Source organism: Pseudochelatococcus sp. B33 (assembly GCF_053570585.1).
Window position 1 is genome coordinate 68,433 of sequence record NZ_JBSEFH010000017.1, and the last position, 24,770, is coordinate 93,202.

At 68.0% G+C, this 24,770-nt stretch carries 21 protein-coding genes; all 21 read right to left on the reverse strand.

What is annotated here, in order from left to right; all coding sequences use genetic code 11:
- Positions 1–9 precede the first annotated feature (9 nt).
- Positions 10–1,203, reverse strand: coding sequence for an NADH:flavin oxidoreductase/NADH oxidase (locus ACUSIJ_RS18880; RefSeq protein ID WP_449309956.1), 1,194 nt, complete (start codon positions 1,201–1,203; stop codon positions 10–12).
- A gap of 32 nt (positions 1,204–1,235) precedes the next feature.
- A complete protein-coding gene (locus tag ACUSIJ_RS18885; protein WP_449309957.1) occupies positions 1,236–2,612 on the reverse strand; it encodes an MmgE/PrpD family protein in 1,377 nt (458 codons plus the stop codon).
- Between the two features lie 44 nt (positions 2,613–2,656).
- Positions 2,657–3,409, reverse strand: a complete 753-nt coding sequence (locus ACUSIJ_RS18890) for an aspartate/glutamate racemase family protein (RefSeq protein WP_449309958.1) — start codon at positions 3,407–3,409, stop codon at positions 2,657–2,659.
- A gap of 36 nt (positions 3,410–3,445) precedes the next feature.
- Complete coding sequence (locus tag ACUSIJ_RS18895) at positions 3,446–4,648, reverse strand: NADH:flavin oxidoreductase/NADH oxidase (protein WP_449309959.1); 1,203 nt, start codon at positions 4,646–4,648, stop codon at positions 3,446–3,448.
- Between the two features lie 162 nt (positions 4,649–4,810).
- Positions 4,811–5,875 (reverse strand): LacI family DNA-binding transcriptional regulator, encoded by a 1,065-nt coding sequence (locus ACUSIJ_RS18900; protein ID WP_449309960.1) that lies wholly within the window; start codon positions 5,873–5,875, stop codon positions 4,811–4,813.
- Entirely contained in the window at positions 5,875–6,762 is an 888-nt protein-coding gene (locus tag ACUSIJ_RS18905) for an MBL fold metallo-hydrolase (RefSeq protein WP_449309961.1), read from the reverse strand. Before ACUSIJ_RS18905 ends, ACUSIJ_RS18900 begins: the two co-directional genes overlap by 1 nt.
- Before the next feature lie 36 nt (positions 6,763–6,798).
- The gene (locus ACUSIJ_RS18910) at positions 6,799–8,154 is read right to left on the reverse strand and encodes an MmgE/PrpD family protein (protein WP_449309962.1); all 1,356 of its coding nucleotides are present in this window, start codon (positions 8,152–8,154) and stop codon (positions 6,799–6,801) included.
- Positions 8,155–8,161: 7 nt separating this feature from the next.
- Positions 8,162–9,340 (reverse strand): acyl-CoA dehydrogenase family protein, encoded by a 1,179-nt coding sequence (locus tag ACUSIJ_RS18915; RefSeq protein ID WP_449309963.1) that lies wholly within the window; start codon positions 9,338–9,340, stop codon positions 8,162–8,164.
- A gap of 11 nt (positions 9,341–9,351) precedes the next feature.
- Positions 9,352–10,275 carry a hydroxymethylglutaryl-CoA lyase gene (locus ACUSIJ_RS18920; protein WP_449309964.1) on the reverse strand — a complete coding sequence of 308 codons (924 nt, stop codon included), beginning with the start codon at positions 10,273–10,275 and terminating at the stop codon, positions 9,352–9,354.
- Between the two features lies 1 nt (position 10,276).
- A complete protein-coding gene (locus ACUSIJ_RS18925) occupies positions 10,277–11,071 on the reverse strand; it encodes an enoyl-CoA hydratase/isomerase family protein (RefSeq protein ID WP_449309965.1) in 795 nt (264 codons plus the stop codon).
- Complete coding sequence (locus tag ACUSIJ_RS18930) at positions 11,068–12,204, reverse strand: CaiB/BaiF CoA transferase family protein (RefSeq protein ID WP_449309966.1); 1,137 nt, start codon at positions 12,202–12,204, stop codon at positions 11,068–11,070. Before ACUSIJ_RS18930 ends, ACUSIJ_RS18925 begins: the two co-directional genes overlap by 4 nt.
- Positions 12,205–12,244: 40 nt before the next feature.
- Positions 12,245–12,937: an ABC transporter ATP-binding protein gene (locus ACUSIJ_RS18935; RefSeq protein ID WP_449309967.1), complete on the reverse strand. Its 693-nt coding sequence runs from the start codon at positions 12,935–12,937 to the stop codon at positions 12,245–12,247.
- Positions 12,921–13,691 (reverse strand): ABC transporter ATP-binding protein, encoded by a 771-nt coding sequence (locus tag ACUSIJ_RS18940; RefSeq protein ID WP_449309968.1) that lies wholly within the window; start codon positions 13,689–13,691, stop codon positions 12,921–12,923. The genes ACUSIJ_RS18935 and ACUSIJ_RS18940 overlap by 17 nt, the downstream gene beginning before the upstream one ends.
- Complete coding sequence (locus tag ACUSIJ_RS18945) at positions 13,688–14,728, reverse strand: branched-chain amino acid ABC transporter permease (RefSeq protein WP_449309969.1); 1,041 nt, start codon at positions 14,726–14,728, stop codon at positions 13,688–13,690. The genes ACUSIJ_RS18940 and ACUSIJ_RS18945 overlap by 4 nt, the downstream gene beginning before the upstream one ends.
- Complete coding sequence (locus tag ACUSIJ_RS18950) at positions 14,725–15,591, reverse strand: branched-chain amino acid ABC transporter permease (protein WP_449309970.1); 867 nt, start codon at positions 15,589–15,591, stop codon at positions 14,725–14,727. The genes ACUSIJ_RS18945 and ACUSIJ_RS18950 overlap by 4 nt, the downstream gene beginning before the upstream one ends.
- 15 nt (positions 15,592–15,606) lie before the next feature.
- Positions 15,607–16,779 carry an ABC transporter substrate-binding protein gene (locus tag ACUSIJ_RS18955; protein WP_449309971.1) on the reverse strand — a complete coding sequence of 391 codons (1,173 nt, stop codon included), beginning with the start codon at positions 16,777–16,779 and terminating at the stop codon, positions 15,607–15,609.
- A gap of 440 nt (positions 16,780–17,219) precedes the next feature.
- Positions 17,220–18,278, reverse strand: a complete 1,059-nt coding sequence (locus ACUSIJ_RS18960) for an AbrB family transcriptional regulator (RefSeq protein WP_449309972.1) — start codon at positions 18,276–18,278, stop codon at positions 17,220–17,222.
- Positions 18,279–18,626: 348 nt separating this feature from the next.
- Positions 18,627–19,049, reverse strand: a complete 423-nt coding sequence (locus ACUSIJ_RS18965) for a carboxymuconolactone decarboxylase family protein (RefSeq protein WP_449309973.1) — start codon at positions 19,047–19,049, stop codon at positions 18,627–18,629.
- Positions 19,050–19,198: 149 nt separating this feature from the next.
- Positions 19,199–21,916: an aconitate hydratase AcnA gene (acnA, locus tag ACUSIJ_RS18970; protein WP_449309974.1), complete on the reverse strand. Its 2,718-nt coding sequence runs from the start codon at positions 21,914–21,916 to the stop codon at positions 19,199–19,201.
- Complete coding sequence (locus ACUSIJ_RS18975) at positions 21,913–23,307, reverse strand: MmgE/PrpD family protein (protein WP_449309975.1); 1,395 nt, start codon at positions 23,305–23,307, stop codon at positions 21,913–21,915. The genes acnA and ACUSIJ_RS18975 overlap by 4 nt, the downstream gene beginning before the upstream one ends.
- 42 nt (positions 23,308–23,349) lie before the next feature.
- Entirely contained in the window at positions 23,350–24,711 is a 1,362-nt protein-coding gene (locus ACUSIJ_RS18980; RefSeq protein ID WP_449309976.1) for a CapA family protein, read from the reverse strand.
- Positions 24,712–24,770 lie beyond the last annotated feature (59 nt).

Here is a 24,770-nt window from a genome sequence, read left to right on the forward strand (position 1 = left end):
CAGTCAGCCTCATGCGGGTTCAGGGAAATCGGGTTCGGGAAATTTCTCGGGGCCGAGCGGGTCCTCGCCGTTGGCCGCGAGCGCCCGCGACCATTTCTCCAGCCACCAGCCATAGGGCTCCGGCCAGGAGGAGAAATCGCGCTCCACCCCCAGCCGCCATGCTGCGTGACGGGCCCAGAACGGGTTGAAGAGCATCTGCCGGCCGATGCAGATCAGGTCCGCCCTGCCCGCCTGCAGGATGGCCTCGGCGTGCTCGGCGGTGCGGATCATGCCGACGGCGGCGGTCGGCATGTCCGCCTCGTGCCGCAGCCGGTCCGAGAGCGCGACCTGATAGCCCGGCCCGCGCGCCAGGTTGGAATTGGTCGCGCCGGTGCGCATGTTGCCGCCCGAGGAACAGTCGATCAGGTCGACCCCCGCCTCTTTCAGCCGCCTGGCGAGGAAGACGCTGTCGTCCTCGGTCCAGCCGCCGTCGATCCAGTCGGTCACGGACAGCCGCGCCAGCAGCGGCATGGAGGCGGGCATGATCTCGCGCAGCCGGCCGACCACGATGAGCGGCAGGCGCATGCGGTTCTCGAGCGAGCCGCCCCAGCGGTCGCCGCGCCGGTTGGCGAGCGGCGAGAGGAAGCTCTGCAGCAGATAGCCGTGGGCGAGATGCAGTTCGAGGAGATCGAAGCCCGCCAGAAGCGCGCGCCGCGCCCCGGCGACGAAGGCGTCCACCACACCCTCGATCTGCTCCTCGCTCATCTCCACGGGGGTCAGCCATCCCTCCGACAACGGCAGGGCGGAGGCCCCCATCGGATAGAGCTGTTCGCTACCGGCCGCGAGATCGCGGGCGGTGATGGGTCCGTTGCCCTCATGGGCGCGCTGCTGGCCGCCCTTGCGCCCGCCGTGGCTGATCTGGATCGCGGTCCTGGCGCCATAGCGCTTCATCTCGCTCACCAGCCGCGCCATGGGCTCGATGTGGCTGTCCGCCCACAGGCCGGGATCGCCGTTGCTGACGCGCCCGGCGCGGGTGACGAAGGTCTGCTCCATGATCACGAGCCCGGCCCCGCCCATCGCCATCCGCTCGTAATGCGCGAACTGGAAGGGCGTGAGACGGCCGTCCTCCGCCGCATAGGTGCCCATGGGCGAAACGACGATGCGGTTCCTGAACGTGACACCCCTCAGCGTATAGGGCTGGAAGAGAAGCGGGTCGTTCGACATGTCGGCCTCCGGTTGCGGCATCGGCTCGCCCCTCATGGCGCCAGCGCGAGGGTGGCGCGCAGCACGTCGCCGATGGCCGGGCTCGCGGCGTCGTCGAGCGCGGCGAAGAGGCCCTCGCCGAACGCGCGCGCCGCACCGGGCGCGGCGCCAAGCCGCGACAGGCGCGCCTCGAAGACATCGAGCGCGCGGGCCGGGGTCTGGAAGATCAGCTCGCGCGGCGCCTCGGAGGAGTGCGCCTCACGCCGGCTGCCGTCCTTTCCGACGACGGTCACGCGCGAGTCGAGCGCGCCGCCCACGGCGTCGGGCAGCACGGTGGTCTTCGCCACGAGGTCGAGGATCACCGGGTCCTCGCGCAGGGTGTTGCCCATGTCGTAGGTGATGTCGCCGCGCGAGAGCATCGCCGCCACCGCGAAGGCGGTGCTGGCCTGGGTCTGCACCAGCCGCTCGTAGGGCCCCTTGTAGTTGGTGCCCGGATAGACGGTGTAGGGCTCCCAGAGCGTCACCTCGATGGCCGCGATGGCGGCAGGGTCGATGCCTTCGCCATGCAGCTTCCAGGCCGCCGTGGCCGCGGGCATGTTGTCGCCGAGCGTGGCGAAGGGCTTGGCCATGATGGTGCGCATGATCGCCGGATCGGGTGGCGTCGCCCAGACCTCGGGCGTGGCGTCGAGCCCGGCGAGCGTCGCGAGAAAGCCCTTCGGCCCGTCGAGCGCCTGCGGCGCGCCGTTCACGCCCGCCTCCGCGAGGCTCGCCGCGATCAGGCCGCCCTGGGCGGCGCGGCCGTTCTGCACCCGCCATTCGTCGGCGCCGGCGCGCACCGGCTCCAGTGTGCCGCCGGTGGTGCTCGCGGCGATGGAGACCGCCGAGGCCACGCGCCCGGCATCGAGGCCGAGGATGACCGCGCTGCCCGCCGCCGCAGCGATCGTGCCGAAGGTCGGGCTGGTGCGGAAGCCGCGCGCGATCAGCTTGCGGGCGACCACTTCCTCGCGGCCGAGCCAGTTGATCGTGCTGTAACCGGCGACGAGCGCATCGAGCACCGCGTCGAGCGTGGCGCCGCGCCGCTCGCCGAGCGCGACGATGGCCGGCGGCACCAGCGATCCGGGATGGGTCCAGGAATCGTGGTCCGTATCGTCCTGAAAATGCGCGTGGGCGGCGACGCCGTTGGCGAAGGCCGCCTCGCTTGCCGGCAACCGCGCGCCGGATATCCAGGCTGTGGCGCCGCCAGCGGCGCCGTCACCCAGAGGGGTCGACAGCGCAAGCGCCGCGCGGGCCGTCGGCTCCGTCCGCGCCGACAGCGAGAGCCCGAGCGTGTCGACGAGGCAGATCAATGCCTTCTCACGGATGTCGCGCTCCAGCCGGGTCGTCGCGAAGCCGGCAAGATAGTCGCCAAGGATTTGGCTCGCAGTACTCATCGGTCCGTTTCCCTTTCCCATAGCCATTGTCGTTTTCGGAGCGCTCAGCCCCGGCTGTAAGCCCAGGCCCGGCTGGTGCCGATGCCGGCCCGGTTGAGCCGCACCAGGCTCAGCGCGTGGCTCCAGGCGGCGGCGAAGATGTCGACCACGACCGCCTTGTCGATCCGCTTCAGCCCCTGGCGGGCGAGGATCTCGGCCATCACGCCCTCGGCGGGCACGATTACGTCCGCGCCCCGGTCGATGAGGCCCCGCGCCGTCTCGGTAAAGGCCGCGATGAGTGCCGAGGGCTCGTCGCGCGCCGCGATCAGCGCGTATTCGTCCATGCCCGGCGAGAGCGAGGTCGCGTCGAGCACCCGCGCCTCCAGGTGGTGCTTCGCGACCGAGAGCCGGGTCATGTAGGCCACGTTCGGCGCGTTCGAGATCAGGCCGATCTGCGCGCCGAGCGAGCAGCCGGTCAGCAGCGCCGCCTCGGTCAGCGAGACGACGGGAATGTCCACCGCCGTGCGCATCTCGCGCAGGAAAGGCTCGCTGAAGGAGCCCATGACGAAGGCGTCATAGCCCTGGCGCTCGGCCTCTACCGCCAGTTCGACGAGCGGCGAGAGCACGCGGTGATACGTATAGGCGTTGCCCAGTGCGTCGCTCGGGCTCAGATGGCCGTAGGTGCCTTCGGCCATGCCATGCACGTGCACCTCGGCCTCGTCGCCGAGAAAGGCGCGCGCGTGGGCCTCGATGCCGTTCTTGTAGGCGGCGATGCGGCTGAGTTCGTTGACTGACTGGTGCCAAATCCTGACGGGCATGGGCGTTTCCTTTGTGTCTTATGTCTGGCGGATCGTTCAGGCCTGCGCCGATCGCCTGGGCGAGGCCTGCCCGGGGAAGACCTCGGGCCCCATCGGCGTCTCGCCGTTCGCCTTCAGCGCCCTCGCCCATTTCTCCAGCCACCAGCCGTATTGCGGCGTCCAGCCGGCGAAGCCATGGTTGACGCCGAGCACCTCGGCGGCATGGTGCGCCCAGAACGGGTCGAACAGCGCCTGACGGCCGAGACAGATCAGGTCCGCCCGGCCCGCCTGAAGAATGCGCTCGGCGAATTCCGGGGTGCGGATCATGCCCACCGCGGCAGTCGGAATGCCGGTCTCGGCGCGGATGCGCTCGGCGAAGGGCACCTGATAGCCCGGGCCGCGGCCAAGGCTCGCATTGGTGGCGCCGATGCGCAGGTTGCCCCCCGAGGAACAGTCGACGAGATCGACCCCGGCCTCGGACAGCGCCCGCGCGAGCACCAGGCTGTCCTCGATGGTCCAGCCGCCCTCGATCCAGTCGGTGGCCGAGATGCGCGCCAGAAGCGGCATGGCGGGCGGCACGACGGCGCGCACCGCGCGCACCACCTCGAGCGGGAAGCGCATGCGGTTCTCGAGGCTGCCGCCGTAATCGTCGTCGCGCTGGTTGGCGAGCGGCGAGAGGAAGTTCTGCAGCAGGTAGCCGTGTGCCATGTGGATCTCGATCAGATCGAACCCCGCCAGCACCGCGCGGCGCGCAGCCGCCACCCAGGCCTGGCGCAGCCCGTCGAGCTGGTCGAGGCTGATGGCTTCCGGCGTCTGCCACCCCTCGCCGAGCGCCAGGGCGGAAGGCGCCAGCGGCGTCCAGCACTCCTCCCCCATGGCGATGTCGCGTTCGGTCAGCGGTCCGTTGCCGCGGAAGGCGCGCTGCATGCTCGACTTGCGCCCCCCGTGGTTGAGCTGGATGCCGGCCTTGGCCCCGTAGCCCTTCATATGGGTCACCAGCGCGCGCATCCCGGCGATGTGGCCGTCTTCCCACAGGCCGGGGTCGCCGTTGGTCACGCGGCCGCGGCGGGTAATAGACGTCTGCTCGATCATCACCAGCCCGGCGCCGCCCATGGCGAAGCTGGCGTAATGCGTGTGATGGAAAGGCTGGAGATGGCCGTTCTCGGCCGAATAGGTGCCCATCGGCGAGATGACGATCCGATTCTTCAGCGTCACGCCGCGCAGACTGAGCTCCGAAAACAGTTTCACGTCACGTGACATTCGGTTCCTCCATTGATCTGATGCGGCCCGGGCGGTGCCAGACGGCTTTTCCTGGCGGCGCTGCTTCACCGCGCTGCTTGGCGGCTCTGGCCAGCGCCCGGGCAAGACTTCTCCGCCCGTCCCGAACGGGGCGGTGACGGTCGGATGCGATAGTGTCGGCCGTCAGTCGGCCGGAGGGGCGATCGTCATGCCCTTCGGGGGCATGCACGAGGCCTGTGGGTTGAAGGTCGTCGGGATGATGACGCGGCGCGGCTCCTCCCTCTTGCCGTTCATGATGTGGTCGAGCAGCAGCGTGGCCGCCGTCGCGCCGACCTCGTTCTGGTCCCAGCCCACGACGCCGATCGGGGGCTGGTGCAGGTCGCACAGGTCGTTCTGCCCCGAGGCGACCACGGAAATGTCCTGCGGGATCGACAGGCCCCGCGTGCGGATGGCGCGCAGCACGCCCGAGAGCATGTCGATGCCGCCGGCGATGATCGCCGTCGGTGGCTGCGACAACCCCAGCAGCGAGGACGTGGCCCGGTAGGCGTGGTCGCGCAGGAAGCTTTCGGCCACGACAAGTTCCGGCACCGGCCTCAGCCCGCGCTCGGCATGGGCGCGCTCGAAGCCCCGCACGCGCGCGGCGCCGGGGTGGAGCCGCGTGGGGCCGGTCAAGAGCGCGATCCGCCGATGCCCGAGGTCGAGCAGATGCCCCGCCGCGCTCCTGGCGCCGTTCTCGTGATCGACATAGACCGCGTCGCACCACTCCGGCTGATCGCGGTCGATCATCACGAGCGGCACCGAAAGGCCGCGCAGGATTTCCTCGAACTCGCCCTCGATGGGCGTGTAGGGTCCCATCATGACGCCGTCGACCTGGCCGCTGGCGAAGCTGCGCAGGAGTTCGATCTCCCGCTGGCGCCGCCCCTCCGAGTTCGAGATCAGCAGGGCATAGCCGGATTCGTTGAGCACGTTCTGCGCCGTGCTGACGAAGCCGCCGAGCTGGGCGATATTGATCTCGCGCAGGATGCAGCCCACGGTGCGCGTGCGGCCCATGCGCATCGACTTGGCGGCGGCGTTGGGCACGTAGCCCAATTCCTCGATGGCGTTTTCCACCGCCTTGCGGATATGCGGCTTCACGTCCGCGGCGTCGTTGACCACGCGCGAGACCGAACCGATCGAGACCTTGGCCAATCGGGCAACGTCGCGTATCGTCGGCGTCTTGGCCTGTCCTGTCCGCCGGTGGGGGGGCATCAGATCTCGAAACTCCATTGTTCGCTGGCAACACGATAGCCTGATCCTTCGCGCACCAGCCAGCCGAAGCCCGGGAAATGGATGTGCATTCCCGCCACCAGCATGTCCTCAGCGTGGATGCGCGCCAGTAGCGCCGTGCGGTTTCGCGCCGCGAGGTCGGGGTCGTGGTCGAAGTTCATCGAGACCTCGGGGCGCGCCACCTGGATCTCGGGCACGTGGGCGAGATCGCCCCAGATGATCAGCTGCTCGCCGCCGGAGCGGATGAGCCAGGTGCTGTGCCCCGGCGTGTGGCCCGCGCATTCCACCAGGGTGACGCCGGGCAGCACCTCCTCGCCGTCGTGCGCGAGACGCAGCCGCCCGTCCCGGTAGGGGCCGATCTGCTCGCGCGCCCAGCCGAAATAGCGCTCGCGCTTGCGCTCGTCCGCCGCCGCCATCTCGGCATCCGAGAACCAGTGCGCGATTTCCTTGTGGTTGATGATCACGGTGGCGTTCGGGAAGAGCCGCTCGCCCGTCGCCGCACGGGTCAATCCGCAGGAATGGTCTGGGTGGGCATGGGTCAGCAGCACGTGCTCGACCTCGGCCGGATCGACGCCGGCAGCGGCCAGATTCGCGAACAGCTTGCCCGCCGTGGGGCCGAACTTGTCCTGCGAGCCGCAATCGACCAGCGCCGTGCCGCAAGGCCCGCGCAGCAGAAAGCAGTTGATCGAGATCCGGGGTGGCGAGATCCGGTGATCGCGCGCCATCATCAGGTCCACGTCCTCGGGCGAGAATTCGTGGAAGATGTGATAGCCCATCTCGACATAACCGTCCGAGAGCGCGGTCACGAGGAAGTCGCCGAAACGGCGGTGATAGACGCCGGGGATCTGTTGCTGCGGCAGGCTGGTCATGGTGTGCGGGTCCGGTCTTCTGTCCTTTTGCGGCGGTCACGCCAGATCGAGTTCGCGCAGATTGCCGATTTCCTCGATCCGGTAAAGCTTGTCGAACAGCCGCTTCGCCCCTTCCTCCGGCAGCAGGAGGGAGGCGCAGTCGAGGAACTTCGCTGCGAGCTCCTCGCGGCCGAGCTGGAGCTGCCAGCTACCGCGCGCGTGTTCCACCGGCGCATGCCGATGCACGGTGCCGTCCGTGCGTGTCACCCAGACGAGATCGTACGGCGCCACCGGCAGGTCGGACCCCGCCTTCTCCTCGTTGACGGTCACTTCCACGCGGCCGAGCATCGCCTGGATGTCGGCGCGCGAGACGAAATCGTCGGTGAGTTCGCGCAGCCCCACCCTGCGGGCGACGGCGGCGCTCGCCATGGCGAACTCCATCGAGAACTTCGCCGCAAGGCCGGTCTGCGGGCGGGTGCTGCGCAGCATCAGCCGCTGGGTGACGCCGGTATGGACGTGGATCGTCGCGATGTCCTCCGGCGCGAGGTCGTGCTCCTCCACGAGATCCAGCATGGCGTCGATGGCGCGGTGGGTGGCGTAGCAGGTGGGGTAGCGCTTGATGTTGACGCCGAAGCGGCTCGCCATCCATTCCTCGCCGATGCGGAACGCCCGCGGGTCGAGCTCCGGCGCGCCCGAGGGCGAGAACGCCTTGAGGAAGCCGGTGCGGTGCTCAAGCGCGTCGGGGCTCCCCGTGTAGCCGCTGCGGGCGAGGCGGGCCGCCAGGATGCCCGACTGGGCCGTGCGCCCGGCGTGGAGCGATTTCGTCATCGAGCCGAAATTGGCCACGAGCCCGGCCGCGAGCGAGGCCGCGATGGCGAGCGCATGGGCGGTCTGCTCCGGCGAGAGCCGATGCAGCCGCGCCGCCGCCGCGGCGGTCGCGAGCGTGCCCATCACCGCCGTGGGATGGAAGCCGCGGTCGTGCAGATGCCCGGATTCGAGCTCGGCAAGATGCGCCCAGAGCTCGTAGCCCACCAGATAGGCCTCGATCGCATCCCGGCCCGAGGCTTGCACCGCATGCCCCCCGGCAAGGATCGCGGGCACGAGGACCGTGCTCGGATGGCCGGCGAGCGCCACGTCGTCGAAGTCGAGGACATGGGCGGCGACGCCGTTGACCAGCGCCGCGTCCGGCGCGCCGTAGCGGACGCCGTTGACCGCCATCGGCGCCTCGTTGCTGCCCGGTGCCGGGGTGGCGATGCCCGCCACCAGCCCGACGGCGGGCTCGCGCGCGCCCGCCAGCATGACGCCGACGCAATCGACGAAGCCGATCCGCGCCGCATGCAGCGCCTCGGCCGGGACCGCGGCCCCGTCGAAGCCCACGACGAATTCCGCTGCCTTTCTGGTGATGCTGTCCATCGCAACCTCAATAGGAACGCGGCAGCCCGAGCATGTGCTGGGCCACGTAGGCAAGGATCAGGTTGGTCGAGATCGGCGCGGTCTGGTAGATGCGGGCCTCGCGCCATTTGCGCTCGATGCCGTATTCGGTGGCGTAGCCGAAGCCGCCGAAGGTCTGGAGGGCGGTATCGGCGGCCTTCCATGTCGCCTCCGAAGCGAGCAGCTTGGCGATGTTCGCCTCGCCGCCGCACGGCTTCTGCGCGTCGAAGAGCGCCGCCGCCTTGCGCGCCATCAGATCCGCCGCCTCGAGCTCGGCATGTGCGCGGGCGATCGGGAACTGCACGCCCTGGTTGGCGCCGATCGGCCGGTTGAAGACGACGCGCTCGTTGGCGTACTCGACCGCGCGGCGGATCATGTAGCGCCCGTCGCCGATGCATTCCGACGCCACGAGGATGCGCTCGGCGTTCATCCCGTCGAGGATGTAGCGGAAGCCCTTGCCCTCCTCCCCGACCATTGCGGAAGCCGGAACGCGCAGGTTCTCGATGAAGACCTCGGTCGTGTTGTGGTTCATCAGCGCTCGGATCGGCCGGATGTCGACGCCATTGCCGCGCGCCTCGCGCAGGTCGACGAGAAAGACCGAGATGCCCTCGGTCTTCTTCGCCACCTGGTCGAGCGGCGTCGTGCGTGCCAGCAGCAGCATCAGGTCGGAATAGAGCGCGCGCGAGGTGAAGACCTTCTGGCCGTTGATGACATAGTGGTTGCCGTCGCGCGCCGCGCGGGTCTTGAGCTGGGTGGTGTCCGAGCCGGTGGTGGGCTCGGTGACGCCGAACGCCTGCAGGCGCAGCGAGCCGTCGGCGATCTGGGGCAGATAGGTCCGCTTCTGGTCCTCGCTGCCGTGGCGCAGCAGCGTGCCCATGATGTACATCTGCGCGTGGGCCGGGCTCGCCTGGCAGCCGCAGGCGTTGATCTCCTCGAGGATGACCGCGGCCGCGCGCAGCGGCAGGCCGGCGCCGCCGTATTCCTCCGGCACCAGCGCCGCGAGGAAGCCGCCTTCGGTCAGCTCGGCCACGAATTCCGACGGATAGCCGGCATCCTCGTCGAGCTTCGCCCAGTATTCCAGCGGATATTTGGCGCAGGTCCGGCGGATCGACTCGCGCAGTTCGGGATAGTCTTCACCGAGTTCGAGGGTGACGTGATCCTGACTCATGTCCTGATTTCTCACTGTGCAGCTGTGAAGGTCCTGGGCAGTCCGGCCCGCGCGATGGCGCCGCTGTAGCGCTCGTCCCCGAGCCAGCTCTCGACGTCGCGGCGCAATTCAAGCAGCGCCGGAATGTCCACCCCGGTGGAAAAGCCCATGCTTTCCAGCATGTAGGCGGTGTCTTCCGTATTGATGTTGCCGGTGGCGCCCGGCGCGAAGGGGCAGCCCCCGAGGCCGGCGAGCGAACTGTCGAAGACCCGCACCCCGGTTTCCAGCGCCGCCGCGACATTGGCGAGCCCGAGGCCGCGCGTGTCGTGGAAATGGCAGACCACCCGGCGCCCATTGGCGATCTCGATGATCGGCGGCAGGAGCGTCTTCACCTGGGCGGGATTGCCGTAGCCCACGGTGTCCGCGACGATCAGCTCGTCCGCGCCGCCGTCCACGACGTGGCGCGCCACTTCCCAGACCCGTTCGGGCGCGACGTGGCCCTGCAACGTGCAGCCGAAGCTGGTGGCAAGCCCCACGCCCAGCACCATGCCCTCGTGCGCTCCCGCTTCCTTCAGCGCGACGATGCGCTCGAACTCGGCGATGGCCTCGTCCGTGGAGCGGCGCACGTTGGACTGGCTGTGCGCCTCGGAGATCGACAGCACGTAGTTGATGTGGGTGAAGCCTGCCGCCAGCGCCCGCTCGGCGCCCTTCAGGTTGGGCACCAGCGCCGAGGCGACCACGCCGCCGAGCTGCGGCAGGCTTTTGGCCAGCTCGTCGGCATCGGCGAATTGCGGCACCACCTTCGGCGGCACGAACGAGGTGAGCTCGATCTCGCGGATTCCGGCGGCCTTCAGCCGCAACGCCCATTCCAGCTTGCGTTCGGTTTCGAGAAAGCGCGCGGCCATCTGGATGCCGTCACGCAGGCCGACCTCGCGCAGGATCGCTTGTTCCGCCATCTCAGACCCCCCGAAAATCCGGCTTGCGCTTCTCGTTGAAGGCGCGCACGCCTTCATGGCGATCCTCGGTCGAGACCATGCGGTTGTAGCATTCGATCTCGAAGGCGAGACCGTCCGCGAGCGACATCTGCAGGCCCCGGTGGATCGACTGCTTGGCCTGGCGCACCGAGATCGGCGCGTTGCCCGCGATCCGGCGCGCGGTGGCGAGCGTCGCATCCAGCAGCTCGCCCTGAGGCAGCACGCGGTTGACCAGCCCCCACGCCTCGGCCTCATGCGCGGTGAAGGGAAGACCGGTGAGGATGATCTCCTTGGCGCGCCGCTCACCCACCGCGCGCGGCAGGTTCTGGGTGCCGCCCGCACCCGGCATGATGCCGAGCGTCACCTCGGTCAGGGCGAAGCGCGCGTTCTCCGCCGCATAGGCGAAGTCCGTCGCCGCCGCGAGCTCGCAGCCGCCGCCGTAGGCCGCGCCGTTGATCGCGCCGATCACCGGCAGCGGGCAGGCGATGATCGCCCGCAGCATCCGCTCGAACATGGCATGCTGGCGCAGCCATTGTTCGTCGGTCATCCCGTTGCGTTCCTTGAGGTCGCCGCCGGCGCAGAAGGCCTTCTCGCCGGCGCCGGTGACCACGAGGGCGCGCAGGTTCCCGGTGTCGAGCTGGAAGCCTTCGAAGAGGTCCATCAGCTCCTCACCCATGCGGGTGTTCATCGCATTGGCCGCCTGCGGCCGGTTCAGCCGGATCAGCAGCACATGGTCGTCGACCCGCTCGAGCGCGAGCGTTTCATAGGTGGAGGTCATTGGTGCTCCTGCTTGAACGCGTCGTTATGCGCCCCGAGGGGCGGCGCGACGCCGCCCGAGGTCGGGCGGGTATCGTCGAGGGTGAAGGGCAGCCCGACCCATTTCAGCCCGTCGCCCTCGGTCAGGATGCCGACGGCCTCGGTCTGCGGATGGGCCCAGACCTGATCGATGCGCAGCAGCGGGCAATTCGGCACCTGCACGGCGTCGAGCGCCGCACCGACCTCGGCCATGGTCAGGCGCCGGACGGCAGCCTCGATCTGCGGCAGGAGTTCGTCGCGCAGCAGCACCCGGTCGCGGTTGAGGGCGAAGCGCGGGTCCTTGCCCACGCTCTCCAGCCCCGGCAGCGCCTGACAGAGCTTGCCGAAGAGCTTGTCGTTGCCGGCGGCGATCATCACCCAGCCGTCGCTGGCCTGGAAGGCCTGATAGGGCACGATCTCGGCCAGTCCCGAGCCGTGCGGCTTGCGCACCTCCCCCGCGACCGCGTGGGCGGCGAGCGGGATCGTCATCCAGGCGAGCCCGGTTTCGAAGAGCGATGTCTGCACACGTGCGCCCTGCCCCGTCCGGTGGCGCTCGGACAGCGCGGCGAGAAGGCCGATCACCGTCCACATGCCGGACCCCATGTCCACCAGCGACACCCCGACCCGGACCGGCGGCCGGTCGATCTCGCCGGTGATCGACATGATGCCGGAGGTCGCCTGGGCGAGCGGATCGTAGCCGGGCTTGCGCGACAGCGGGCCGGTCTTGCCGAAGGCGCCGATGTCACACCAGATCAGCGCGGGATTGGCCCGGCGCATCTCCTCGACATCGAGGCCGAACTTCGCCATGAGGCCGGGCCGCAGGTTCTGGATGACGGCGTCGGCCTGCGCGACCAGACGTTTCAGCAGCGCGATGTCGTCCGGGTTCGAAAAATCCAGCGTCAGGCTCTCCTTGCCGCGGTTGAGCGCATGGAAGGCGGTGGCGTTCTCCTTGTAGAAGGGCGGCCCCCAGCCCCGTGCATAGTCACCCGTGTGCGGGTTCTCGATCTTGATCACCCGCGCGCCGAGCTCGGCGAGGATCAGCCCCGCATAAGGAGCGGCCACGCTGTGGCCGAGTTCCAGAATGGTGAGACCGCGAAGCGGTGCGGAATTCGTCAAGACATTTCTCCTGTTCGGCTCGATGCCGTGCCTGCCCGGCTCAGAGGTATTCCTCGGCAAGGGCCGCCCCCCTTATTTCGTCGGTGGAGCCTGAGCGGCGGATCTGGCCGGAGCGCATGACATGGCCGTAGTGGGCGATCTTCAGCGCCGGACGCGCCATCTGCTCCGTCATGAGGACGGCGATGCCTTCGTCCTGCATCCGCCGCACGGCCGCCGAGATCTGCTGGATCCACACCGGGGCGAGGCCGAGGAAGGGCTCGTCGAGCAACAGCAGCTTGGGCTCGCCGCTCATCGCCCGCGCGATGGCCACGAGCTGCTGCTGCCCGCCCGAAAGCTCGCCCGCGCGCTGCGACTGGCGTTCGGCGAGAAAGGGGAAGTTCTCCACCATCCTGTCCCAGCGCTGCGACTGCCGGCGCGGCGACAGCCGCACCGCGCCGGCGAGAACGTTGTCCTTCACCGACATGGTGGGAAACACCCGCCGCCCCTCGGGCGAATAGCCGATCCCGAGCCGGGCGCGCGCATCACTCGCGAGGGCGCCGATATCGCGGCCCTCGAACGTGATCTTGCCGCGCGCCGCGCGCACCAGCCCGATCACGGCGTTGATCAGGCTAGACTTTCCGGCGCCGTTGGCGCCGATGAGAAGAACGGTCCGGCCGCCGGCGATCTCGAGGTCGATCCCGTCCACCGCGCGCGTGCCGCCGTAGGCCACATGCAGATCACGAATTTTGAGCATCGTCTTCCTCGTCGTCGTCGCTGCCGCCGAGATAGGCGTCGATCACGTCCTTGCGGCTCAGCACCTCGGCCGGCTCTCCGGCGGCGATGAGCCGCCCGCCGTCGAGCACGATCACCTCCGGACACAGCCGCTTGATGAGATCCATGTCGTGCTCGACGAGCAGCACGCCGCACTTGAATTCCTGCTGCGCGAACTGCACGTAGCGGTCGATGTTGATGCGCTCGGATTTCTCCAGCCCCGCCGCCGGCTCGTCGAGGAGAAGCATCCTCGGCTGGGTGGCGAGCGCCATGGTCAGGCCGAGCATCTTCTGCAGGCCATAGGGCAGGACCTCGGCGGCGCGGTCCCAGTTCTTGATCAGGCCGAACTGGTCGAGAAGCGGCGCGAGCCGCTCCAGCACCGACCGATCCCCGCCGGAGAAGCGCAGGGCCGAGATCAGGTTGTCCTCGACGCTGTAGCCGCTGAAGGTTGCGGTCTGCTGGAAGCTGCGCACCAGCCCGCCGCCGGCGTTGGTGTAGACCGGGCGCCCGTCGACGCGGGTGTCGCCCAGCATGACGCGACCCGAACTCAGCGGCAGTCGGCCGGAGATGATGTTGATCATCGTGGTCTTGCCGGCGCCGTTCGGCCCGATCACCCCCAGAAGCCCGGCGGGCGGCAGGACGAAGCTCACATCGTGAAAAACCTTCAACCCGCCGAACGACTTGGAAATGCTCTCGACATGAAGCGCCTCGCCGGCTGTGACGGCATGTCCGCTCATGATACGGCCTCCCCCGGAGCGACGGCCCGGGCGGGCCGCGAGACCTTCTCCCGGCCGCCGCGCAGCCGCCGCAGACCGCCGATCGCGAGCCCGACCACGCCGCCGCGCGCCACCAGGGTCACGACGATGATCAGCAGGCCGAAGAGGCCCGGTGAGAGCTCGCCGCGCAGGGCGAAGTAATCCGTCGCGGAGACGAGGAGCCCCGCTCCGACCAGGGTGCCGAGGATGGACGCCTTGCCGCCGACGATCGTGTAGGTGATGTACTGGACCGACGACATCGGTGCGAAGGAGGTCGGGTGCGCGGTCATCAGCATGTTGACGAGCGCGAAGCCCGCAAGCCCCGAGACACCGGCCGCCACCGAGAAGGCCATGGCCTTGTATTTCCAGCAGGCGAGCCCGAGGCTTTCGGCCAGGACGTCGTTCTTCTCGATCGCCGCGAACGCATAGCGGAAATGGCGCGTGAAGACCGCGGTCACGAGGAAACCCGAGAAGGCCAGGCCGCAGGTGATCAGCAGCACGTGGGAGTTGTCCCACAGCTCGACGCCGAAGAAGGTGACCGCCGGCATGCCCACGAGGCCGTTCGAGCCGCCGGTCAGCGGCGCCGCCTCGAACAGGACGAGCTGGACGATCTCGGTCAGCACGAAGGTGACGAGAACGAAGTAGACACCCTTGAGCCGCAGGATCAGCGCCCCCAGCGGAATGGCGAAGAGCGCCGGCATCACGAAGGCCATCAGCCCGAGCACGATCACGTCGGTGACGCCGAGCCTGAGGCTGAGGAGCGCGACAGTATAGCCGCCGATCGCCATGAAGGCGGGCACGGCGAAGCTCATCAGGTCCATGCGCAGCATGATGTAGACCCCGAGCGCGGCGGTGCCGGCGATGAGGATCAGATTGGTCTGCGACAGGATCTGCGGATTGGTCGACAGGAACGGCACCGCAAAGAGCGCGAGCACGACGGCAAGGGTGATCCAGTCGTGCGCCCCCAGTAACGACGGGCGCCGCTCGGGCGGAAGAAGCGTGGCGGTGGCAGAACTCATGACCGGCGCACCTCCTTGCCGAACAGGCCCTGGGGCCGGACCACGAGAATGATCAGGACGAGGACGAAGAGCATCAGCGCACCTTTGGACCCGCCGAAATAGACGGCGGAATAGGCCTCGACCAGACCGACGATGAAAGCGGCGACCGTCGCGCCGGCGACGCTGCCGAGGCCGCCGAGGATCACGGTCAGGAACGAGAAGGCGAGAACCGGATCGCCGACATGCGGCGCGAGCGCCAGGATGGGGGTGACGAGCGCGCCCGTCATCCCCGCAAGCCCGGTAGCAAGCGCGAAAGCGAAGGGAAACAACGCCTTGGTGCGCATGCCCAGCGCGCTGGCCACCGCGCGATCCTCGGCCATGGCGCGCATGGCGCGCCCGATATTGGTGCGGTAGACCAGGAGGTAGACGAAGGCGATCGCAACGAGGCAGACCCCCAGCACAACCATGTTCGCATAGGGGAAGTAGACCCCTCCCGAGCGCCACACCCCGGAGATGGGGAAGGCGAACTCGGGCGATTCGGCCCCGAAGATCACAAGGACCGCCGTGGCCATCACGAGATAGAACCCCATGGTGACCATGAGCGTGGCCTGGTGATCCTCGATCACGCGTTCGAGGATGAGCCGCTCGAGAAGCCAGCCCAGCGCGGCCGTGCTGATCAGCGCGATCAGCAGCGCGACCGCATAGGGCAGGCCCAGAATGCCCGAACAGTAGTAGGCGACGTAGCCGCCCATCACGTAGAACCCGCCGTGCGCGAAGTTCACCACGCCGAGAATACCGAAGATCAGCGTGAATCCGAGCGCGAGAAGGGTGTACTGGGAGCCGAGGCTGATGCCGATCAGCCCCGTTGCAATGAAACCTTCCATCTTCCCTCCACGGCCTCAGCCTTCGCTAACGGCATCCGCGTGGATCAACGGCTGGACCTCTCCGCCTTCGACCACACCGATGGCGAAGGGATAGGACATCTCCTGGTTGATCTCGAAGAACTTCTGCCCGATCCAGTGCCCATTGCCGAGGTTCTCGTCCTCGACCGGCAGGGCGCGCATCGCGTCGGCGATCTTCTGGGCGTCCGTGAGGCTGCCCGCGGCCTGGACCGCCTTCACCATCATCCGGGCGGCGAAGACCCAGCGGAAGTAGTCGGCGTTCTCGGGACGCGCGCTGCCCATCAGCTCAAGATGCTTCGCCTCGAGCGCGCGCAGGTTGTCGTCCATGTAGACCGGCTCGTACCAGAGAAAATCCTTCAGCACCTCGACACCGCCCGCAACGCGCGCGATCTCGCTGAAACCGGGACCGCCGAGCCGGAAGATCGGCCCCTCGAAACCGGCCTGACGCAGCTGCTTGACGATGATGCCCGCGTCGCCCGCGGGCGAGGAAGCGAGGTCCACCGCCTCGGGATTCGCATTGAGGACGCGGGTGACGATGGGCGCGAAATTGGTCGTGCCGCGCTGGTAATATTCCTCGGAGACGGTGATGCCCTTCTCGTCGAAGATCTGCGCATTCACACCGGCGACATCGGTACCGCCCTGATCGTTCGGCGCGACGATGGCCACCTTGGAAAATTTGAAACGTTTTAGGCCCTCATCGATGATAGGGCCCGCCCAGCCCGACGGACCGGGGCCGATATGAAACACGTTCGGCCATTGCGGGCCGATCGAATCCTTCGCGAAGCTGTTGACCATCGCCACCATGCGGTTGCGGGTGGCGACAGGCTTCATCCCCGTCACTTCCGGCGAGCCAACCCCGCCGACAATGACCTTGATGCCTTCCGCCGCCAGCGCATTCATCGCCGACGCCGCACCTTCCGCCGTATATTTGGAATCGATCACCACGACCGAGACGGAACAGGGCGTGCCGTCGATGACCAGCCGCTTCTCCTCCGTGGTTTCCTTGGCGACGAACTCGAGCGCCCCGCGCAGCGCGAGGCCCCATTGCGCCGCAGGCCCCGACAGGACCCCGGGAGCGCCGATCTTGAGCTCACAGCCCAAGGCCGTTCCGCCCAACATGGCCGACGCAAGCAAAGCACCGCCCATGAGGCGGCCAAAACGAAATGCCATCCCTGATTTCCTCCCATGTTACGCGGCCATGCTTGAACGCATTTTTCCGGCCCTGCCCGCGACGCTTCATCCCGACAGGGGCCAGCCACGAACCGCAGCATCAGATTATGAGCAGCCGGGACGCATGTCAATAAAACGTTTCATATTGATCCGCTACAGCACGCGACGCGTAGCGTTCCGACAGGGCGATTTATTATCATTCATTTTCAATGGGTTGAATTTTGATGGCTTGCCAGGGCACCGGACGACGCCTGCGGGACTCCGCATCGTGCGACAATCGGCCACCTGTTTTTGAATCGTTCAACAGGGTTGGCACCGGCACGCCGTCCGCAACGAATCCGGTCCGATTCGTCCCCCTGCCCCGGCGGCGCGGCACCCCTCGCCGGCGTCACACGCGGGAGAAGACGTCGCGGATCATGACGCTCGAACGGCGCCGGCGGTCAATTATAGTCCTCGGCGCCCACGCCCAGCAGCTTCTGGAGGAATCCAAGCATGCCCGATCGGGTGAATATCATGAAATAGTAGGAGGCCAGGCTGTTGACCAGCACACCCCGGACCACCTGAAAGCCGACGACGACCGGCACCGCCAGGTGCAGGATTTCGGCCGTCACGGTCATCTCGGAGAGGCCGCCGGGCGACGTCGCCAGCATCGCAGCCGGAAATTCCATGTCAATCGTGAGGGATAGCAGCCAGGCGAAACCGGCCATCACCAGGCCGAGCCCGAGGATCGAGATCACACTGCACAGCGCCACGCGCGGCAGCCTGGTCAATATATCGCGGCGAAACCGGCAGCCGACGGCAAAACCGATCAGCAGCTGGGCCAGCGCGAACACCGGCGGCAGCATCTTGCCCGACACGAGGTCCTGGGACGCGAAAATCGCCGTGAACACGACCGCGCCGATCATGTAGGGGTTGTTCAATCGGGCGAAGCCGAGCAGATAGGCGAATCCCGCGCCGCCGGCGATGAGCCCCACGGCCCAGTAGGGATCGACGATCTGCGAGGCCGGCAATGTGCTGGGGTGCGGCGTGCCGAACGCCAGCAGGATGGACGGCGTGACGATGGCGACAAGCGCCACGCGCAGCGTATGGACGATCGCGATCGGCTCGGCGCGCGCGTGCATCTGCATGCCGATATTGCCCATTTCCGCCAGTCCCCCGGGCAGGCTGGCGAAGAACGCCGTTTTCTGATCGAGCCGCGCCATTCTCGCGAGGATCACCCCCATCACACACGATGCAAGGACCGAGAACAGGGCGCTGAAAACCATCAGCGGCAGCCAGCTGCCGAGTTCGGCCAGCACGCTCGCGGTCATGTTGAGGCCGACGGCGGTGCCGATCGTGAGCTGGCCGAATTTCCTGAGATTCTCGTTCGGGCGCAGATCGACTCCCGCCAGGGACAGGCACGCGGCGGCGAGCAGCGGCCCCAGCATCCAGGCGAGAGGAATATGATAGGCCGCGCCGCAGAAGCCCGCGAGCGCGGCGAGGCCGAAGGCAAAGGGCATCCTGCCCCATCTTGTCCACGCATCGAACGGCCGGATCGTGATAACCTCCCCCGGAGGGTTTCATCGTCTCCGTGAAACGGCGAAATCCCCTCACTTCTTTCTTCTGAGCGAGTTCTGATCGATTGAATGATTCGATTTGATCGGACAAGCGCTCTGTCAGCATGCCTCACCGTCGCGCGCCGGGAGGCTCCCGGGCAGCCGAAGCCGGACGCCGGAATGGAAAACGGTCTTTCCGTGCGAGGGGGCGGTCAGCGAAGCGGCGACGGGGCTCAGGCGTGACAGCTTTTTTCGGGGAGCTGGACAACTTGCGGTTGAATCGCCATCCCGCTTTATCCCCTTATCGATGCATCATTCTTTTGAAGGATCGGGCGCTTCCCCCTGATCGGGAGCCGCGCCGGCGTCGATTTCCTTCAGGACCTCCCGGCCGATCCGGAAACTGTCGACCATTGCCGGCACACCGCAATAGATGCCGACCTGAAGGAACACCTCCTTGATCTCATCCCTGCTCAGCCCGTTGTTGATCGCGCCGCGCACATGCGCGGCCAGTTCGTGCGGACGATTGAGGGCACTGATCATGGCCAGGTTGATGAGCGAGCGGGTTTTCCGGTCGAGCCCCTCGCGGCCCCAGATCTCTCCCCAGCAATAGGTCGTGACCAGTTGCTGCAAGTCCTGCGTGAAATCATCCGCCTGGGCAAGCGCCTTGTCCACGTAGGCATCGCCCAGCGTCGCGCGGCGGATGGCGAGGCCCTTCTCGTAGATATCCTGATCCATGTACCCTCTCCTTTTCATGTCCTGCTTGCCTGCCTGAGCACGATCACCACAAGCGGCATCCTTCCTTGGAATAGATTATTCGGAAAGAAAGAATTAAAGCGTGACGGCAAGGCTTGACGGCGATCGAGCGGCACGCCTGCAGACCGGCATCACGATGCGGCCTGCGACAGTCTCGCCGCGACGACGAGCTCGCCGAGAATGTAGGGCATGAGCCCGCCGGCGCGGGCATAGTCGACCTCGATCGGCGTATCGAGACGCAGGACGAGGGGCGCCTCCGTCCTGCTTCCGTCGGCGCGGCGGATGCCGAGCGTCAACGGCTGGCGCGGCCAGGCGTGCCGGTCGAGCCCGGCGATATCGAAGACCTCCGAACCGTCGAGGCCGAGATCGGCCGTGCGCACCCCGTCGGCGAGCTGGAACGGAAGGACGCCCATGCCGACGAGATTGCTGCGATGAATGCGCTCGAAGCCTTCGGCCACCACGGCCCGCACGCCGAGCAGCCGCGTCGCCTTCGCCGCCCAGTCGCGGGCGCTGCCGGTGCCGTATTCCTGGCCGGCGACGACGATCAGCGGCACGCCGGCGGCCCTGTAGCGAAGCGCCGCGTCATAGACGCTCATGCGTTCGCCGCCGGGCTGATACGCGGTGAAGCCCCCCTCCACGCCCGGCACCATCAGATTGCGCAGCCGCTGGTTGCCGAAGCCGCCGCGCACCATGACTTCGTGGTTCATCCGGCGTGCGCCGAAATTGTTGAAGTCCGCGGGCGCGACGCCGAGGCCGCTCAGATAGGTCCCGGCCGGAGAATTATGCCGGATGGTCCCGATCGGACTGATATGATCGGTGGTGACGGAATCCCCCAGGATCGCAAGCGCCCGCGCGCCATGGATCGGCTCCAGCGCGGAGACGGACAATTCCGGCGCCAGGAACGGCGGCTCCTTCAGATAGGTGGAGGCCTCTTCCCAGGGGTAGAGCACGCCTGTCGCCTGCGGTATCGTCTTCCAGTTCGGATCGCGCGCGGCGATGTCCCCGGCATAGGTCTGGCGGTAGAAATCGGGGTTCGCCGCAAAGGTCTGCACCTGCGCCAGCTCTTCCGGCGTCGGCCAGATGTCGCGCAGATAGACGGGCTTGCCGTCCGATCCCGCCCCCAGCGGCTCGGTCAGGAGATCGATGTCGACGCGCCCCGTCAGCGCGAAGGCCACCACCAGCGGCGGACTGGCCAGAAAGGCGGCCCGCGCCGCCGGATGGATGCGCGCCTCGAAGTTGCGGTTGCCGGAAAGCACGGCACACGCCACCACGTCGCCGGCGGCGATCTCGTTTTCGAGCGCGGGATCGATCGGCCCGGACGCCCCCACGCAGGTGGCGCAGCTGTAGCCCGCGACGACGAAGCCGAGGGCGTCGAGCGCCGGCTGCAGGTCCGTCGCCTCCAGATATCGGCTGACCACCATCGACCCCGGCGTCAGGGAGGTCTTGACCCAGGGTTTGGCCCTCAGGCCGCGTGCGACGGCGTTACGCGCGAGCAATCCGGCCGTCAGCATGACATCGGGATTGGATGTGTTCGTGCAGGAGGCGATCGCGGCGATGACGACGTCGCCGTCGCGCATGACATGGCGGGCGTTCTCCGGCTCGCCGGCGGCGCGGGCGACGGCCGCCGGCTTGCCGTAGCCGCCGTCGCTCACAGGGGCGGCGAGCACCTCGGCGAAGCGCGTCTTGAGCCGCCCCAGCGACACGCGGTCCTGGGGCCGCTTCGGCCCCGCCACGCTGGGCTCGACGGCCGCAAGATCCAGCCCGAGAACCTCGGAATAGTCGATCTCGCCCGGTTTCGGTGCGCCGAAACATCCTTGCGCGCGATACAGTCTTTCGACAGCGCGCACCCTCTCCTCGGGACGCCCGGTCTGCCGGAGGTAGAGGCACGTCTGCCCGTCGACCGGAAAGTAGCCGATGGTCGCGCCGTATTCGACCGCCATGTTGGCGATCGTCGCACGATCGGGGACGCTGAGCGTCGCCACCCCTTCGCCGAAGAATTCGACGAACTTTCCGACCACTTTCGCCTTGCGCAGCATTTCCGTCACGTGGAGGACGAGGTCCGTGGCGGTCACGCCCTCGCGCAGCGCGCCGGAGACGTGAACGCCCACCACATCCGGCGTCAGGAAGAAGACCGGATGGCCGAGCAGGGCCGCCTGCGCCTCGATGCCGCCCACACCCCAGCCGACGGCGCCGAGGCCCGCGATCATGCAGGTGTGGGAATCCGATCCGACCAGCGTATCGGGATAGCAGACACCGTCCCTGACCAGAAAACCGGGGGCCAGCAGCTCCAGATTGAGCTGATGCAGGATGCCGGAGCCGGGGGGGAAAAGCCGGATGCCGCCATAGGCCTGCATCGCCCATTTCACGAAGCGGTAGCGCTCGGCGTTGCGGCGTATGTCGAGCGCCGTGTTGAGCCCGATGGCATCCGCCCTGCCGTGATAATCGACCGTCAGCGTGTGGTCGAGCGCCATGTCGACGGGCACCCGGGGACCGACAGTCTCGGCGGGATAGCCGCGCCGCATCATCGCGCCACGCATGGCCGTCAGGTCCCCGAGCAGCGGTATCCCGGCGGCGCAGTTGAGAACGATGCGCCCGATCGTGAAAGGGATTTCCTCCGTGCGCGCCGCGTTCGGCCGCCAGTTGGCCAGCGCCTCGACATGCTCGGGCAGCACCTTCTTGCCGTCGCAGTTGCGCAGCACGGATTCCAGCACGATGCGCAGCGACACCGGCATCCGCGACACCTTGCCGATCCCGTTCTCTTCGAGCGCCGGCACGGAGAAGAGGCGGTAGGTCCGGTCTATCCCGAGATCGATGTCGCGTGCGGTGATGTCATGCAGATGGGAGGTCATGGCGTATCGGCTTCCGACAAGGCTTGCGTGAGCAAGCGGACCGAAGGGAGATCGGCGAGCGTCCGCACGCGCCGGGTCAGGGCCTCGGCTTGTGGGACGGAGAGCCGGCCGCGCGTCAGCAGCCTGAACTTGTCGGCGCTTTCGGCCTCGCTGCAGGGGTCCGCGGGCGTTCCGTGGCAATCGAGCACCATCCCCTCCAGCGTGCGGCCGCCGGCGAGCGTCAGGGTGACGCTCGCACCGTACTGGCGCGGATAGACCGCCTCGATGCGGGGATCGACGACGACCTCCACCCGCTGCGCCAGCGCCCGGATCTCGGGCCGGCCGACGGCCTCGACAGAGAACATGTCGGGGTCCCTCGGGTTGCCCGTGAGGGCGAGCGCGGCGCAATAGGGGATGCTGTATTGCGCGCCCATCGTGTCGACAGGCGCCGGCTCGCTGTTGTTCTGCACGGCGTATCTGCTGACGCCCACGCGCACAGACACGACGCCGGCCGGGTCCAGAGGCTCCGGCCCCCGCAATTCGAGCAGCGACTGCACGGCGGACTGGATCCAGCCGCAGATCGGGAAGACCTTGAACCAGGTTTTCCCGATCGCCCAGTCCGAACCGAGCCCCTGGCTGAGCCGGGCCGGCACCGCGCTGTCGCCCCCGAAGACCTCCAGGAGGCCGAAACGGCTGTCGATGGCGAAGGGCGGGCCGAGGAAGCCCCGTTCGGCGAGCCGGCAGGCGCGCACGCCGGCCTCGGCCGCGCGGCCGAGATGCAGCCGCTTGACCATGCCGCCGCCCCTGCCGATGGCGAAGCTCTTGATGCCGCCGGCGGCCGAGCAGGCCAGCCCCACGGCGGACAGAAGCCTGTCGCGCGTCAGGCCCATGACGACGCCGGCCGCCGCCGCGCAGGCGACGGGAGCGGAAAGGCTGGTCACGTGAAATCCGCGTCTTGACGGCTCCGCCCCCAGCGCGAGGCCAACGCGATGCATCACCTCGTAGCCGGCGACGATGGCCTCGATCAGCCGGGCGCCGCCGGCCTCGACCGCCTCGCCCGCCGCAAGCGCCGCCGGGATCACCGCCGCTCCCGGATGGACAACGGACTCCGCGATCAGGTCGTCGAGCTCATAGCCGTGGATCGCCGTGCCGTTGCAAAGGGCCGCGGCCGGCGCCGCGAGCTTTTCCGGCCGGCCGATGACGGTGCTCGCGCCCTGCGACCGCTCGGACACCATCTCCGCCGCAAGGATGCGCGACCAGGGCCGGGTAGCGCCGAAGATGCCGCAGCCGAGCGCCTCCAGAAGGCAGATCCGCGCCTGCTCCACGACCTCCGGCGGCAGCGTGTCGAGCGATATGCCTCGTGCGAAGTCGATCAGTTCATGAGCGTGGCTTGGCACGGTCATGCTCTCCATGTCGATATCCTTCCTCGGCCCGGTCGCGGGGCGCCGTTGCCGTCAAAGCCGGATGACGCCGATGCCGTCCTCGATGTCGATCCGCGTCCCGAATGGTTCCGAAAGCGTCCTGAGCCGCTGGAGGACGGCCTCGCCGTTCCCCTTGTCGGCGAGAAAGGGGCGCCCTTCCGTCAGCGGATGCGGCCCCTTGCCGGTGCGCCGGGTGATGAGCGTGCCGTCGGGCGTCGCCCGCCTGCCCATCTCGACCGGGTGCAGGCGGATTTCCCGCAGCGCGTCGCCGTCATACGCCAGCTCGAACACCGCCGAACTCCACCAGGGTGCGAGGTCGAGGCCCGGATGCAGCGGATAGGCGGCGGCGTTGAGCGTCGGCAGGCGGTCGACATCGTGCCCCCAGGCCTCGTAGCTGTCATAGGGCACGCGGCGGACGAACTCCGACTGGGCGATGAAATTGCCGACACCGTAGAATATCGGCTTGCCGCGATGAATCTCGATGCCGAGGGTCTTGTGCCAGCCATGGCCGATGTAGATATCGGCCCCGGCCTCGATCGCGGCCCTGGCGAACTGCCGGGCGAAACGCGGCGGGCCGTCGCCGCGCGGCCCCTCGGCGATGTTGTAATGATGGGCGACCATGACGAGGTCGGCCATGGCGGCGGCCTCATTGATCGACCGCAGATTGCCATCGAGATCGCGCGGATGGCAGTCGCTGAACACCCCGAAATCGTCACGCTGAACGAAGACGGGAGACGTGCGCGTCGACTGGTCGCCGGGAAAATTCAGCGCGATCTCGTCTTCGCCCGCCTCGTTCTTCTGCAGCCGGCCGATGCCGAGCATGCCGGCGAGCCTTTGCAACTGCGAGGCGGCCTCGGCATCCACCGCGTATTGCATGGACACCCGCAGGGGGTTGACACCGGGGCGGCCGCGAAGCTGGGCCTTGGGATGGCTCGCCCATTCATAGGCCTTGTTCCCCGAGCTCGTGGAGACGAGAGCGACGCGCCCCATGCGGGTTTCGAGGAAGGCCGGCTCGCGCGCCTCCTCCAGGTCGCGTCCCGTGCCGGCGCAGGCGAAGCCCGCCGCCCGGCAGTGCCGGATGGTCGACAGGAGGCCGGAGACACCGAAATCGAAACTGTGATTGTGGGCGAGCGACAGCAGATCGATACCCGCCGTCTTGAGCTCTGCCGCCAGCGCCGGCTCCGCGATCATGTAGCTCGCCACCCAGTCGCCGCGCGACGACCATTCGAGATCATCGGCATCCCCGAAGTTCATTTCAAGATGCGCATAGGTGACGTCGGCGTTCCTGAGCAGGTCGAGCACCGCGAGGAATTCCGGCTCCCCGCAGACGGAAAAGGGCCGGGAAATCATGCACTCGCCTGCGAGGGCAACCTTCCAATCCTGCTTTCGGGACATCTTCCCTCCCTGTCTCCGGTGTGCCGACAAGGCGCGCTCGAGGGCGCCCGTCGCGATGG